This window comes from Bifidobacterium pseudolongum subsp. globosum, assembly GCF_004155535.1.
Taxonomy (GTDB): domain Bacteria; phylum Actinomycetota; class Actinomycetes; order Actinomycetales; family Bifidobacteriaceae; genus Bifidobacterium; species Bifidobacterium pseudolongum_C.
In genome coordinates this window covers 109,539-125,838 of sequence record NZ_RYUH01000010.1, presented here as the reverse complement: position 1 = coordinate 125,838, position 16,300 = coordinate 109,539, and the positions used below count along the sequence as shown (strand labels likewise).

The window sequence follows — 16,300 nt, the reverse complement described above, 5'->3', positions numbered from 1 at the left end:
CTCGCCAGAATGCTCACATGATTGTTAGGAGGCATGATGTTTGATTCACTCGACCATCGATTCACCAAGTTCCTGCTCGAATCGAACGCGCTCAAATTCGGCGACTTCACGTTGAAGTCCGGCCGCCGATCCCCGTATTTCATCAATGCGGGCGCGTTCGACGACGGCAAGAAGATCGCCACGCTCGGCGGCTTCTACGCGGAGAAGATCCAGACCGAGATCGACAACGAACAGCTGCCGATCCGCATCGACACGATTTTCGGCCCCGCGTACAAGGGCATTCCGCTCGCCGTGGCCACGTCGATCGCACTCGAACTCAACTACGGTGTGACCGTCGGCTACACCTTCGACCGCAAGGAGAAGAAGGACCACGGCGATGGCGGCACGATGGTCGGCAAACCGCTCGAGGACGGCATGAACGTGCTGCTCGTCGACGATGTGATGACCGCCGGCACCGCCGTGCGCGAGGTCGTGCCGAAGCTCAAGGCGCAGGCCGACGTCAACATCGTCGGACTCGTGCTGTCCGTGGACCGCATGGAGAAGACGAAGGACTCCGACCTGTCCGCCGTGCAGGATGTACAGCGCGAATTCGGCTTCCCCGTGCTCGCGATCGCGAACGTCAAGGAGATCTTCGCCGCCGGACGCCAACTCTCCACCGCCGAAGGCACCCCGTATGTGAGCGATGAGATCGCCGGCGCCGCGGAGGAGTACCTGACGCAGTATGGGGCGTAATCTAGTTCAGGAACGTAATCATGTCAGGTGGAGGGGTGCTGGTTCTCAAGTGGGAACCAGCACCCCTCCACCTGTACTCAACGCGAATGATTCCAATGCAAGGCGTCGAACTTTTGACACTGGTCGCATAGGCGGTTGCTCAAAGCTTTGTAATCAATATTGGTATTGCGGTCTTTTCCCGGAATTGATGTTTGACGCGTACTTCATAAGGTGTTGTATGTTTTTGGAGCTCCACCCATGTGCAGCCGCCCACTCAGCCATTGCTGTCGGATTGAATATGACTCCGTCATCATGTAATTCCAACATCCTTTTAATGAGCATTGACTTGTCTGTTCCATTGCCGCCGATCGAATTATTCAGATTAAGCATTTCGGAGGTGACATGTAGCATTTTGCGGACATTGTCGGCAAGTATGACGGGACTTGCAGAGACATCGTTTTGCGTCAAGAATTCAGCTCTGACTTCTTCGGACCATAAAGACAAATCATCTCCACGAATCACGCATAAAGCGGTGGTGCCTACAGCGCGCATGATGTCTCCAAGGTCAACGACGTTGGGATACATTGCCAAGATAGGACCATATGCGGAGAAGATATGTAACTGTGACGTTGTATGGCTCACTTCTTTATTGGAAAGCAGACGACTGACGGTCTCATTAGCATAGGCGCCTTTCTTTGTATGTGTCCATACTGTCAATTGGCGGTCATGCTCGGTCCAATGATCAAGCCACCACTTGATGCCTGTCCGCTCTCCTGCGGGAGTGGGATCGGCGATTGCGCAGGGGAATGTGGGATCGAATATGGTCATTGAGCTCCTTTCGCTAAGCGTCAACATCATCGAACGTTTGTTCGAATTCTATTAAGTGTAACATACTGAAGTATTGACGTTCGGTTGCTGCACTTCATTAGTCGTCGGACAGAATTCAATGCTCATGCTGGCGAGTGCAGGGACTGCATGCCATGTCTACGGCGAAAGTGCCAAAATATGGCTCACCGAAGTGGAGGTGGAAAGTTGAATGCAGGCTTCTGAACAACATTGTGTTGTTTCAAGTGGACCCTTACTGGATATTCTGTTGCGCACCGTGTAGGCTGAATGCAGATTCTCATGCGGTTTCTAAGGTGTCTGTCTAGGGATGCATGACCATGCGCAATGAGCAAGGGGAGGGCAGCGTTGACCCATCAAGAGCAAGACAAGCGCGCACGTCAATATGCCGTGGGTATGCGTGTCGTCATCCGTGGCCAGGAATGGTTGGTCACGAAGGTGGAGCAGTATAGCTTCGGTTACGAAGACCAGAGGCAGAATCTCAAGTTTGGTGATACGGCAAGAAAACGCTTCGCGCTGACATGCGTCGGCATTGATCCGTTGGTCCGTGACTATCAGGCGATGTTCCTGACCGATGTCGAACCGGATATCGAACCGGTCGACCCGGCGAATACGCGGTTCATTCTCGATACATCGCCATCGGCGAGGGATTCGCATCTGTACATCGAGAGCATGCTGCGTGCCACGGTGCCGACCGATGACCAGATCCATGTCGCCGAACATGCCGCAATGGACAAACTGCCATACCAGTTCGACCCCGCCAAACAGGCATTGTCACAGCCGAGGCAACGTATCCTGATCGCTGACGCTGTTGGTCTGGGTAAGACGCTTGAGGCGGGCATTCTGATGTCCGAACTGATTCGCCGGCATAAAGGCGCTCGCATCCTTGTCGTCACGTCCAAGAACATGATGGCGCAGTTCCAACGTGAGATGTGGGAGCATTTTACGATTCCGCTGACGAATCTGGATTCCTCGCGTATTCAGCGCATCCGCACTGAGATTCCTGCGAATGCGAATCCGTTCAATTATTTCGACAAGGTCATTGTTTCGGTGGATACGCTCAAACGTGACATCGAATATGGTTCAGCGCTTGACGATTCGTATTGGGATATCATCGTCATCGATGAGGCGCAGAATGTGGCGGATCGCGCCAATGGCAAGCAGAAGGCGCAACGTGCGCGTCTTGCGAACCGTCTGGCGAGGCGTTCCGACGCGCTCATTATGTTGTCGGCCACGCCGCACGATGGCAGTGCTCGCAGTTTTGCTTCACTGATGAACATGCTTGATCCGACGACGTTGCCTAATCCCAACGAATACAGCCCGGACAATATCCGGCAATTGTATATCCGGCGGTTCAAGAAAGACATCAGCAGCGACGTCTCGGGCAGCTTCCCGGCGCCGCACATCGTCGAAGAGGATGTGCATGCGACATCAGAGGAGGAAGCGGCCTTCGATTATCTGACGCAGATGACGATGCGCGCCGAAACGAGCGATTCGTCGAGACGGTCGATGTTGTTCCGAACAACGCTTGAGAAAAGCCTGTTCTCATCGCCGGCGGCGTGCATCATGACGATTCGTGAGCGGATCAAACGTTTGCGTGACCGGAAAACGACCGATGCGCAGAAACAGGCGGATATCGCACATGACATCATGCAGCTTGAGGAGCTTCAGGAGTTGGTGCAGCGCATCACGCCCGAGTACTTCGCGCGATATCAGCGGCTGCTGTGGCTGCTGCAAAGCCCGTCCTACCATTGGACGCGGGAACGGAACGATCGCATTGTCATCTTCACTGAACGCATTGAGACGAAGAAATTCCTTGCCGAGCACCTGCGCAACGATCTGGGGTTGAAAGAACGGGAGATCGTCACGATGGATGGCTCGATGTCCGATCTGGAACAGCAGGCGACAGTGGCCGACTTCAATGATCCGAAGAAGCCGATACGTATTCTCGTGGCCTCGGATGTGGCGTCGGAAGGCCTCAACCTGCATCATCTGGCCCATCGCATGATTCATTTCGATACACCGTGGTCGCTGATGGTGTTCCAGCAGCGCAACGGCCGTATCGACCGGTATGGGCAGCATGAGACTCCAGACATCCGATTCATGCGCATTGGTTCCGAAAATCCGAAGATCAAAGGTGATGAACGCATCCTGCAGGTGCTCATCGACAAGGAGAAGCAGGCGAGGGACAATATCGGCGACCCGTCCATGCTGATGAAGGTCTATGACGTCAACGACGAGACGATGATCACCGCGCAGGCGATGGAGGAAGGCGAAAGCGGCGAACAGTTCGCCGCACGGCTTGACAGCAATGTGCAGGAGATGCAAATCGATGTCGAAGCTGAGGGGGATGACTTCTTCGATCCGCTGGCCGCACTCGAGCAATTCGATGACATGGACGAGCATGTCGATGATCGGCAGGGGCAACGTGCTGGGGCGGATGTTGGCGGTTCCAGCCCATATGCCCGCATCGATGAACGTGCTGTGCGGTTGATGGATGATTTGCAGTTCGTGGACCAGGCATTGCATTCACAGAAGATCACACGCCATGCAGGCATCGACAGGATACAGGATCTGGACCAGGCAACAGGATTCCGCGTCGAATTCGCGAAGGACAGCCAACTATACAAATGGCTTGTCAGAAGAACACCGAACGCCGAGGTGCTGCATGGCCACACCGCCAGCTGGAGTACCGATGTCGACTATGTGCGAGCGCAATCAAATGGTCTGATGGCGCAGTTGTCCGATGAACGTTGGAGCAACACCCAGTTCCTGTGGGCGTTGAGCCCGATTAGTGACTGGGTGGAGATGAAAGCATCCACCGTGCTGTATGGACGCAATGAGGCCCCGATCATCGGCATCCAGAACGGTAGACTCGCAATGGAGGACACGATCATCCTGCTCACCGCGTCAATCGCCAACAACCGCGCCATCCCGGTCATCAATGAATGGGTGGGTGTCCGGTATCGTGGCGGTTCGTTCGCCGAACTCATGACGATTGAGGATGTGTGGAAGGTCACCGGTTATCGTGGCGAATACCATGCAAGTGCTGGCAAAGAGCTGTATATCAACAAGGTTTCGGATGATTCGCTTTCCGACGGTCAACGGCGACGTACACATGAACTCCTTCCGGATGCCATACAACGTATCGGTGAACAGATTCGCTCCGATGAACAGAGATACAAGAAGGATGCCGAACGGCATGTCGATGCGCAGATCGACCGCATCATCCGATGGAGGGATGATCGGAAACTGATCGACGCGCATAGCGAACGTGAAAGTGACCAGATTTTCAACGAATACGAACAATGGGTCCATGATTCATATGAGACCACAGGAGAGCCGGTCATCCGTGTGGCCGCGGCATTCACAGGAGCACGACGATGAGCAGGACAAGTGCACAAACAGCGACGGATACCAACGTTCTCGTGGGATTGGATGCCGTCAATGGTTTCTACATGCCGTTCTTTGTTCAGGAAATACTACCCGGATGCATCAAGAACGCACTCGGTGAGTGGGATGGGTCGGATGCCGTCGTCAAAGACTTGCGCTCGCTGCGTGCTGGCTATACGACGATTTGCAACAGCACCACCGCTTTGGATCGGCGTGAGGCCATACAGGACTACCTTGATCAATGGCTGGACGTATTGGGGTATGACATTGCGGCCGATCCGGTGACAGTGCAGTCGGCGCGTCAGGAGTCCATAACGGTGCGGACACGGGCAACGGCTCCGGACGGTGATACGTGTGTGCATGTGCTCACCTGCAGTGATGATGATGCCGAAACCGGCATTCTGGAAAGTGTCATGGACGGCGGAAACCTGACTGGTGAGCAATGTGTACACGCGCTGTTGAGTGATGAGGAGCATGCATCACGATGGATTCTGCTGCTTGGCCTCCATCAGGCTGCACTCATCGACCGGACGAAGTGGGCGGACCGCCGATATCTGCTTTTCGACTTTGATGTCATCTACGCGCGCAACGAAACGCCGACATACAAAGCGGTGGTCGCATTGTTGAGCGAGCACGACCTGATGCCACGAGAAGGCGCAGCGTCGGTGCTTGACGATTTTGAGGAACAGGCGACTGCCCAATCAGTCGCAGTCTCCAACAATTTGCGCTATGCGTTGCGTGAGTGCGTCGAGTTGCTCGGCAATGAGGTCATCCATGATTGGACCGAGAACAAGCACAAGAGCGTCACTGACATTGATGCCGATGAATTGACGATGGAATGCCTGCGTTACATGTACCGCCTGTTGTTCCTGCTGTTCATCGAAGCGAAGCCGGAACTCGGCTATGCGCCGATGAAGGCGGCGAGCTACCGCACCGCATACTCATTGGAATCGTTGCGTGATCTGGCCGAATCGATGCGTGGCCGCATGGAGGAATTGGAAGACACCACCTATGCGGCTGACACGTTGCATATTCTCGATGAGATCATCTACAACGGTTATCCGGCCAAAACTCGTGCCGATGATATCCGCGTGATCCATGGTGCGGATGAGGCGTTCACGTTGCCGCCGCTCAAGGCTCATATCTTTGATCCGGAGCGCACCTATCTGATTGAAGACGCTGAACTGCGCGACAGCGTCATGCTGCGCATCGTTGACATGATGAGCGTGAGCTCGACCGGTACAGGGAAAGCCCGGCGCAGGCAGCGCATCGCCTATTCGTCGCTCGGCATCAGCCAGATGGGCGCCATTTACGAAGGTCTGCTGTCTTACCGTGGATTCATCGCCACGACCACACTGTATGAGGTGAAACGCGACAAAGACAAATTCGATCCGCTCGACGTTGGCTACTTCGTCGATGAAAAGCAGCTTGAAGCATATTCCGAGTCGGAACGTGTCCGATATGAATCCGGCCCGCATGAAGGCGAGCTACGCACCTATGAACCCGGCACGTTCATCTACCGCATGGCCGGTCGCGAACGCGAGACTTCGGCCTCATTCTATACGCCGGATTCGTTGGCACGGTGCCTTGTGAAATATGCCCTCAAAGCAATCGAACCTCGTATCCACAAGGCGGCTGACATCCTTACGTTGCGGATTTGTGAACCGGCGATGGGTTCGGCGACATTCCTTAACGAGACCATCAACCAGCTCGCTGAATGGTATCTGCGCTTACGGGAACAGGAACTCATTGACGAGCAAGGCCAGAATGCCGCGATTCCCGCCGATGCGAGGCAGACCGAACTGCAGAAGGTGAAAATGCTCATCGCCGACCGCAACGTCTACGGTGTCGATCTGAACCCGGTCGCTGTTGAATTAGCAGAGGTTGCACTGTGGCTCAACTCCATCTGCCCTGGTTCATTCATCCCATGGTTCGGTGATCAGCTTATATGTGGTAACTCATTGATCGGTGCACGCAGAAGGGCTTATACACCAGCGGAACTCACCACGGCAACAAAAGGTATGCAATGGTATTGCCATGAGCCACAACGTGTGGCACTGACGCCCAAGGCACGTCATGGCAGCCGTGTCTACCATTTCCTCACCGGTGATCCAGACATGTGCTCATATTCCGACAAGATTGTCAAATCGTTGGAACCGGAACATCTTGCAGGGATGAAGGATTGGGCCAAGATCTTCACGAAGCCGTACTCGGATGATGACGTCGCATTGATGCAGCGCCTCTCCACGGTGATTGATCATCTCTGGCGAGGTGTCGTCGATATGCGCAGACAACTGTCGGCGACAACCCACGACGCGTTGAAGGTATACGGTTGGCAAGGAGAGACAGAAAGCGGCGCATTGCCGGTATCGACCAAAGACGCGTTGCTCAACCAGTCCTACCATTCCATCGGCGCATCCAACGCCGGCGAGTACGCCCGTCTCAAACTCGCAATGGACTACTGGTGCGCATTATGGTTCTGGCCCATCGAGAAAGCTGACCTGCTGCCAACTCGTGATGAATATCTGCATGACATGCAACTCATTCTTAACGGCGAACCTCTAGAACCGGAACCGAACGTGCTCGTCAACCCTGATGAGGACATCAATGAGACGCTCGCGAATGAGATGGGGGACATGACGCTGTTCAACGAAGGAACGGCTCAATTCTCGGATGATGACCCCCATGGCTATATGATGTACCACACTGTCAATCTCGATGAACTCGTCGCGAGGCATCCACGTCTGCAATTGGTGAGAAAAATCAGTGAGCGGCAGCGGTTCTTCCATTGGGAATTGGAGTTTGCGGATGTGTTCGCCGATGGTGGCTTTGATTTCATGGTCGGTAATCCGCCATGGGTCAAATTGCAATGGAAAGCCTCTGATGCACTTGCCGATGCTGATCCACGGTATGCGGTCCATCAACGAAGCGCTTCCGATCTGAATAAGGTGTTGCCAGATATCCTTGATTCCTCCGATAGCATGCGTCAACACTTCATCAGAGAATATGAAGACTATGCCGGCCAATCGTCGTTCTTCAACGCGATGGGCAACTATCCGCTGTTGCAAGGACAGCAGACGAATCTGTTCCGCTGCTTCCTTCCCAATGCATGGGATTACACGCGGCAAACAGATGGTGTCAGTGCGTTCATCCATCCCGATGAGGTATATGCCGATATGAAAGCCGGCGTATTGCGCGAGCAGATGCTGAGGAGACTGCGCTACCATTTCCAGTTCCTCAACGAGAAGAAGCTATTCGATGGTGTGGATCACCATACTTCATTCAGTTTGAACATCTATGACAACGGCGACGCATCGCATATCCGATTCGATTCGATTTGGAAGTTGTACCTGCCGAAGACCATCGACGAATGCTATGCCGACACAGCCCATGCCACCGTGCAGCCGATGAAAACGGAGTCCGACGATTGGAATGTGCAAGGGTATCATGACCGCATTGTCCCCATTGATGATACCGTTATGCAGGCATATGCGACATTGGCGCACATGCCTTCGAAAGAGGCTGCACAAGCCCCCTTGCTCGGCATATACACGAATTCACTACTGCACGCGCTTGAATGCATGGGGCGGTGTCCGGAGCATCTCGCTGACATGCCTGCTGTCGACATCATGTATTCGAGTATGTGGCATGAGACCAACAGCCGCAAGGACGGGACGATCAGGGATGATGTGCATTTCCCAAATGAGGACGAGCCAATCATCTATTCGAGTCCGTTCATTGGCGTCGGCAATCCCTTATTGCAGTCCACGCGGAGACTATACAAGGTGAACAGCGATTACGATCTTGTGGATCTCACCGCCATTCCTGCTGATTACGAACCACGTGTGAAATACGCACAAGCGTGCTCCGCAACCGAATATGCGAAGCGTATGCCGAAAATGGCTGATGGCACACCTTTCGACGCGGTGTACCACATCGTATGTAGGGGCATGGTCGGACTTGATAGCGAAAGGACATTGCAGAGCGCTGGCGTGCACCCACGCGTAGCGTGGGTGAACGCCGTAACAGGTTACGGCGTTCACCCACAGCGCTACGCTTCGCTCGCGCTGATGATGGGGGCACAGGCTTCTATTCCCTTGGATTATCTGGTTCGTTCTATTGGTAAGACCAATCTCAATACAAGTGTGTTGCAGTTGCTGCCGATTCCACGGAGTGTATTAGCTTCTGAGATTATCGCTAGAGGCCTATTGCTTAACTGTCTGACCAAGGAATACGTAGAACTGTGGCAATCATGCTGGAACGACTCCTACACGATGATGCAATGGTCCAAACAGGATCCCCGTCTGTCTGGTACGACGTTCTCAGCGCTCGCTGAGACGTGGACCTATGAAACACCGTTGCGCAGTGAATATAGCCGCCGTCAGTCGCTAGTCGAACTGGATGTGCTCGTGGCGATGGCGCTGGGCATGACCTTGGATGAGCTCATCGACATCTACCGGCTTACGTTCCCGGTGCTCAAAGCCTATGAGGACGACACGTGGTATGACCGCAATGGCCGTGTTGTCTATTCGAAGAAAAGCGCATACGCGAAGATATCGCTGACACGTGAGCAGTTCGACCAGATCCGTGACGAACAGGACGGTTTCGTCAAGACAATTACCGTCGAAGACGACACGTTGCCTGATGGTCCGATTAAGCGCGACATCAGGTTTGTGGCACCTTATGACCGTTGTGACCGTATCGAGGATTACCGGACCGCGTGGGCGTTCTTCGAAGCCAAATATGGCGAAGCACTCGCGCGGGAACGCATTGAGCGTGAAGCAATGTGTGCCACGAAGGCAGAGTAGGAGGGCATCCGATGATTCCTATTGTGATGGCGCGGCACATCCGTGAAGGACTCGTTGATTATCTGGAGACGACCTATCCGATGGCAAATAAGCCGTTCCAAAGCTCCATCAGACGACTCGCCGAAGCGCATGATGGACTGACACTCGACCCCTTTGTGTCGGTCAAACTGCCCTTCCGTGTAGGGAACAGGAGGGATTTCCCGTTCTCAGACTGCCTGCATCCGTCCTATGACCCGTATATCCATCAGTTGGAAGCGTTCAAGCGTATCGGCAACAGCGAATCCACGCTTGTCGCCACCGGTACCGGTTCCGGTAAGACCGAATGCTTCCTGTATCCAATCCTGCAGTACTGCTACAAGCAGCGCAGGCTCGGCAACACTGGCATCAAGGCGATCCTGGTCTATCCGATGAACGCGCTCGCCGCCGATCAGGCGAAACGTATCGCGAAACTGATCCATGACAGTCCGGAACTGCGTAACAATGTGACCGCCGGCATGTATGTCGGAAAAAGCACGACCGACAAACATGCAACGAGCACCGCCATGTCCGAACAGTCAATCATCACTGACCATAACGCATTGCTGCGCAACCCTCCGGATATCCTGTTGACGAACTACAAGATGCTCGACTATTTGCTCATCCGGCCTCAGGACTCCAAGCTGTGGGATGGCAACGAGCCCGAGACGCTTAAATACTTCGTCGTCGACGAGCTGCACACCTTCGATGGCGCCCAAGGCACTGACTTGGCATGCCTCATCCGGCGGCTTTCCGACCGGCTGCAGACACCGTGCGAGGACATCTGCTTCGTCGGCACATCAGCCACGATGGGATCCGGCCCCGAGGATGCGCAGCACCTGTGCGACTTCGCCTCCGCCGTGTTCAACACGCCATTTACACCGGAAAGCATCATCACCGAAAACCGCCTCGACGCAGCGGAGTTCTTCGACGGGGGAGAGCCAATTCACCTGATCCCATACGGTGAGCAAACGCTGCGGCTACGTGCACTCGAGTTGAACGATGATGATCCTGACGTCTATCTGACCGAGGCGTGCCGAGCCATCCTCGGTCAGAATCTGCCCGATCCGGATGCGGCATACAGTCGTGTCCAGCTAGCCACATGGCTCAAACGAAGCGACTTGCTGCGCCAATTCGTCATCGCATTGCACAATGAGCCACACATGCTCAACGATGATCTGCGCGTGGAGCTCGGACGCCAATTCCAAGCATTCAGCCGCCTGCAACCGGATGAGCAGATCGCGGTGCTCGACGCGCTCGTCGCATTGGTCAGCCATGCGCGCATCGACGAACACGGGGACGGGAACCTGCGGCCGTTTCTTGACGTGCAGGTGCAATTGTGGACGAAGGAACTACGCCAGATGCGCGCATCGGTCTGCGGGATGGACAAGACCGTGCAATATGGCAGCCTCTACGAATTGGATGCGGTGCAATCCAAACAATACCTGCCCATCGTCAATTGCCGTATTTGCGGCAACACCGGCTGGGTGGGCAGCATCAACGAACGGACACAACGCATCGAAGCGGGGGAGAAGAGCTTCGTCAACATATACTTCCAGTTCAGAAGCAATGCGCTCGCGGTCATGCGCCCATGGAGTCCCACGGACATGCTGCCATCTGGTCACGCCGAACTGGGGTATTTCTGTCCGAATGCCGATTGCATGCGCTTCACCCATACGGAACAGTTCGATGCTGGTGAGCGCACATGTCCCACCTGTGGCACGGACCGCATCCCGATGCAGATCCTGGGGCTCGAAAGCGTCGGCAACGAACGCAAGCATTACCGCTGCCCGTTCTGTGGCAGTGATGCCGATCTCGCGTTGCTTGGCTTCCGTGCCACGCCGCAGATGAGCGTCATGCTCACCGAACTCATCGGTGACAGGTACAACGATGATGACAAGACGATTGTCTTCTCGGACAGTGTGCAGGATGCCGCGTTCCGTGCGAGTGCGTTCAACTCACGCACATGGCGGTTTGCGCTGCGCAACAACGCCGTCGACTACCTAGAGCATCAATGGGGTGGCAAAGCGTCCCTCGCTGATTACCTCGATAAGCAGAGTGCATATCACCACACGATGTATGCGGATGACATTGACTTCATCATGCGCTTCACGCCCGCGAATATGACGTGGATGGACGAGTACCGGCGTGCAGCGAACAAGCAGTCGGGGCAGCGGCGGCATGATCTGATTGAGCAGATCGACAAGCGCCTACGCATCGAGACATTGCATGAGCTTGGTTCCCGGTCCCGTATTGGTCGGACGCTGGAGAAGACCGGATGCGCCGTACTGGGGTATGACGAGCACGTCCTCGAAGCCCTTGCACAGGATGCACAGGCGCGTGTCCAGGCCAAGCTTGGAGGTGACGTCCTCCTCGAAGCGGATGGGGATTGGCTGCATATGGCCTTGGACATGCTCAATGTGCTGCGGCTTGATGGTGCGTTTGCCGACCCGTTATACGGACAGTACATCGAGCAAGGTGGCAATCCGTTTTTGCTTTCGAACAAGCATCTGCAATGGATGCCGGGAAGCTATATGAAATCCGAACCGCATTTCCTCACCGATACAAAAACCACGGCGAAAACCGGATTTGTGACACTCTCCACATCCCGGTACATGTCCATCGTGAACGGGTATCTGACCACTGAGGTCATGCTTGCAGGCAACCAGCCACAGATCATCCTCGACCAGTTGCTGCAGGCTTGTGTGTCGCATGGTCTCATCGTGGCGAGAACATGCGCAAACGGAAGATTCGGAACGCAACAGGTGTACGGCCTTGACGAATCACAATGCTACGTCGTCGATGATGTCATCGCTCTGCATTGCGACTCGTGCGGACGCACCTATGATGGCGCACGCGGCAACAAACAGGCTTGGATTGGCCTGCACTGCCGGAATCCTTACTGCCGGGGGCGTTTGGCGCTTGATGAGCCGATGCAGGATTGGGGGTACTACCACAAGCTGTATCACACAATCCCTCCAGTAGCGCGCATCCATGCCGCCGAACACACCGGCCTCGTGGACGCCGAGACGCGCAACAAGCTCGAAACACAATTCAAGCAATCCAGCGCCGGCGCGGGTGACGTGAATGTGCTCGCTTGTACACCGACGCTTGAAATGGGCATTGACATCGGCGACCTGTCCACGGTGATCCTCTCATCGATCCCACCGAACCAGTCGCAGTACCTGCAACGTGTGGGCCGAGCCGGGCGTCGTGACGGCAACGCGCTCGTCCTCGCCGTCGCCAACAGCCGCCCCCATGACCGGTATTTCTACAACAGGGCGCAGGAGATGATCGGCGGCCATGTCCAACCGCCGCATGTGTTCCTGCAGGCGAGCGCCGTGCTCGAACGCCAACTCACCGCCTTCGCGATGGACCGTTGGGTGCATGCATGCCTCATGCAGGGCATGGAGCCGAAGGACATCATCAGGAAGAAGCTCGCGCATAGCCTCGAGGTCATGGACGCGAAAACGAACGGGTTCCCGTTGACGTTCCTCGAATACACCCGCACGCACACCGCCGAGTTGCTGCAGGCATTCCATGAGATGTTTTCCACCAAGGACACGGCGATTGACGCCGCGTTGGAACAGTCATTGCGCCTGTTCCTCGAAGGCGGCACGACAGGTGTGACGGAACATCCGACGCTCGCCGCGCGCATCGCCACGGCGTTCGAAACCGCAAAACACATGATCGAGCACCTTGAAACACAACAGAAGGAACTCGAACAGCTCAAGAAGGAATTCAGCGACAAACCGCAGGACCCTTCGACCGATGTGCAGATTCACGAATGCGCCATCGAACTCAAAGTGGTCGAGAATAACATCCGTGCCATCAAAAAGATCAACGTCTTCAACTTCATGTGCAATGAAGGCATCCTGCCGAACTACGCATTCCCCGAAGGCGGTGTCACCTTGCACACCGTGCTCAAAGCCGATCCGGAATCGGAGGTGAAAACCACTCATGCAACAGACAAGCACACGAAACGCATAGCCAAGAAGACACAGACCGGATCATACGAACGGCCTGCGATGACGGCGATCACCGAACTCGCACCGGGCAACACATTCTATGCACAAGGGCACAAGTTCGCAATCAACCGAGTCCTCTACGACGACGGCGTCATGAACACAGACGTCCCGGCATGGCGACTGTGTCCCAACTGCTCGCATGCGGAACCCAAATCGGTGGACAACAACGCCACCTGCCCGGTGTGCGGCGACCCACGCTGGGCGGAGAACGGACAGTGCATGCCGATGCTGCGCATCAGCAACGTCATCTCCGAGGAAACCTACCGTGAAAGTCTCATCGACGAAGGCGACGACACACGTAGCCGATCGATGTTCCAAACGGACATGCTTGTTGACGTCAAACGAGAAGACGTAAAGCACGCATGGAAACTGAACGGCGACACCGACTTCGGCTACGAATACGTGCCACACGGCACCCTACGGGAAATCAACTTCGGTGAAGCCGACAATCAGGGTGCGAAGATGATCGTCAACGGCATGGAGGAGATACGCAAAGGATTCCTCGTATGCAGCTCCTGCGGTGCGCTCGCGGACAAGAGCGGCAGGATCCCTCCGAAACGGCACGCCTACACATGCCCGAACAGGCGAGGGCTTGAAAAGACCGATGGTCAGCAATGCCTGTTCCTATATCGCGAGTTCAACACCGAAATGCTCAGACTGCTTGTGCCCGGCATCGCCGACACCAGGGGAGGGAATGCGGCGGCCGCATCATTCTCCGCGGCGATCATGCTCGGCTTGCGCAACAAATTCGGCAACATTGACCATCTCAATGCCGTGCTGAGCAACGAACCGGCCTTGGACGGCACGAACATTCGCAAAACATATCTCGTCATATTCGACGAGGTCCCAGGAGGTACCGGATACCTCAAACAACTCGGCGCCGACAGCGACGCCATGGTCGAAGTGCTTCGCAACGCGTTCACGGTCATCGACGAATGCGACTATTGCCACGCCAACAACACCGACGGCTGCTACAACTGCCTGCTCGGTTGGCGGCAGGAACGACAATTCGACGCGATCTCACGTTCCCTCGCGCTCGACATGCTCGGACCGATCATCAATGACGCGCATTCCTTCGAACCAGTCAAAACAGTGAGCGATATCTCCGTGAACCATCTACTGGACAGCGCCCTCGAACAGCAGTTCCTGGAAGCGTTGTCCAGAACATGCTCGCAACCATTGACAGCATCCTACGACAATCGTGGCGCACGATGCACATGGGCGAAGAACTATTCGCTACAGCATGGCGAAGGCTATCTGCTCACCGTCAACGGAGCCAAGTGGGAAATCGACCTGCAAGTGGATCTGGGACCCGAACAAGGCGTGGCGGTATCCTGTAGACCCGATTTCATCATCAGCTGTGCAGACGATGATGAGGGATCCAAGATCGCCATATTCACTGACGGACTTCAATTCCATGCGCCAATCATGGGAGAGGACACCCTCAAACGTGAAGCACTACGGCGCGCAGGATACCGCGTATGGACGTTGACCTATGACGACGTGATGGGCTTCCTCAACCAGACCGCGCCAAACAGTTTGGCCGATCCAATGCTGGACATCAACACGATGCCATGGAAAGAGGCATGCCGCAAACTCATGAGGCAGCACAAGGTATCGGACATCGACCCGGGACGCTACGGGACGATGGACCTGTTGGCATTCCAACTGACCGACGTCAACGCTGAAGACAAAATGAAAGCCGTTGCCAACGCCATTAGCTGGGGTCTCTTCGACAGGAAGCATCAACGCGCGAGCACGAAACCTACGGCATTCGAACATGCCATGGGTGACCTGACTGGGCTGCGCGACAGCGAGCTGGCCAGATGCTCTGTCTATAATCCCGACCATGACTATGATCGTCTCTCCATCTATAGTTATGCAACGCAGGAGGATGGTCTTGAAGCCATTGCACGTATTCTCTTGCATTTCAACGATGCGCTCGCGTCCGACGGACAGGTGCCAGACCCGGAACTGTGGGAGACCTATTCCGCGTCTGAGCGTGAGGACTTCAAACGGCAGTGGAGCAGCTTCTGGCATCTTGCTAATGTGTTGCAATACTCGGGCTACCTCACGTTCGTGACAGATTTCGCAATCGATGCGCAACTGTATCTGCCGTTGATCGAACAGACCATACACCATGCTCATACTGCGGCCATTGATGTGCAGACGCCGGACGGCGGGGATTGGCAGCCGGTGTTCGAGAACGAAAACTTCCAGTATCTTGGGGAGCCATGCCAGGAACAAGTACGCAAACTCGCACGTATGCATCTTGTTGTCCCGGACGCCGTCGCCAGCGAGGCATTGGATGCGGAGGGTGTCAGCTTGGGTGAAGCGGCGTTGATTTGGGATGATGCACGGTTCGTATTCATTCCTGACGATTACATCGACGATACGCAGACTACCCGTGATGCGTATGAGGCGGATGGGTGGACTGTCATCACCGATGTTGACGAGCGGCAAGTGGAGCCACTGCGGCATAGCAATCAGTAGGCATAATAG

Annotated in this window: 5 protein-coding genes; 4 read left to right on the top strand and 1 reads right to left on the bottom strand. The window is 55.2% G+C overall.

Annotated elements, in window-relative coordinates; genetic code table 11:
• Window positions 1-36: 36 nt before the first annotated feature.
• The gene (pyrE, locus tag PG2093B_RS04715) at window positions 37-732 is read left to right on the top strand and encodes an orotate phosphoribosyltransferase (RefSeq protein WP_165369722.1); all 696 of its coding nucleotides are present in this window, start codon (window positions 37-39) and stop codon (window positions 730-732) included.
• Window positions 733-885: 153 nt separating this feature from the next.
• Here the strand turns inward: pyrE and PG2093B_RS04710 are convergent, their stop codons facing one another.
• A complete protein-coding gene (locus PG2093B_RS04710) occupies window positions 886-1,539 on the bottom strand; it encodes a hypothetical protein (protein WP_129897501.1) in 654 nt (217 codons plus the stop codon).
• Between the two features lie 363 nt (window positions 1,540-1,902).
• Between PG2093B_RS04710 and PG2093B_RS04705 the strand changes: the two genes are divergently transcribed.
• The 3 genes from PG2093B_RS04705 to PG2093B_RS04695 are packed head-to-tail and all read left to right on the top strand — an operon-like array spanning window position 1,903 to window position 16,291.
• A complete protein-coding gene (locus PG2093B_RS04705; RefSeq protein ID WP_165369710.1) occupies window positions 1,903-4,941 on the top strand; it encodes a DEAD/DEAH box helicase in 3,039 nt (1,012 codons plus the stop codon).
• Window positions 4,938-9,755, top strand: a complete 4,818-nt coding sequence (locus PG2093B_RS04700) for an Eco57I restriction-modification methylase domain-containing protein (RefSeq protein WP_129897499.1) — start codon at window positions 4,938-4,940, stop codon at window positions 9,753-9,755. Before PG2093B_RS04705 ends, PG2093B_RS04700 begins: the two co-directional genes overlap by 4 nt.
• Window positions 9,756-9,766: 11 nt before the next feature.
• Complete coding sequence (locus tag PG2093B_RS04695; protein WP_129897498.1) at window positions 9,767-16,291, top strand: DEAD/DEAH box helicase; 6,525 nt, start codon at window positions 9,767-9,769, stop codon at window positions 16,289-16,291.
• Window positions 16,292-16,300: the final 9 nt, after the last annotated feature.